Source organism: Aliivibrio finisterrensis (genome assembly GCF_008933155.1).
GTDB classification, from domain to species: domain Bacteria; phylum Pseudomonadota; class Gammaproteobacteria; order Enterobacterales; family Vibrionaceae; genus Aliivibrio; species Aliivibrio finisterrensis.
Window position 1 is genome coordinate 1 of the sequence record NZ_WBVP01000098.1, and the last position, 439, is coordinate 439.

Annotated in this window: 1 protein-coding gene; it reads right to left on the reverse strand. The window is 46.7% G+C overall.

Annotated elements, in window-relative coordinates; all coding sequences use genetic code 11:
- Positions 1–439, reverse strand: a 439-nt coding sequence (locus F8B77_RS17725) for a hypothetical protein (protein ID WP_167512874.1), incomplete at both ends; no start/stop codon positions are given.

Genomic DNA, 439 nt, shown 5'->3' on the forward strand with positions numbered 1-439 from the left:
CGCTACGCCATTTTCAACACGCAATTCATCCGAGCGAGCGAAGATGATGTCTTGATACATACGGGTAAGTGGTACAAGAACTTGCAAGTCTTTGTTGACCATCATGTAGGCACTGTAGTCATAGCCATCAAAGGTGTGCATTTCCATTAATAGCAAGATGACGTTATCGGCCAGTTTCAACGGTTTCAGACGCGACACGCTGTCGTTGATGTCGGTAAAATCTGTGATCCAAATGGCGTGACGGTTTTCGATAATATGACGATTACCGACGAAATTATAAAATTCAGTGCTTTCGTATTCACCGAAGGTGAGGTATTTATCTTCCGTGGCATCTTTCGCGGTGGCCACCACGGCAATGTTGCGCGCTTTATTGTGCCCACTGCCGACTTCTGTGTTATCTAAGCCGCGCTCACTCGTCATAAAGCTTAGGAGGCGATCC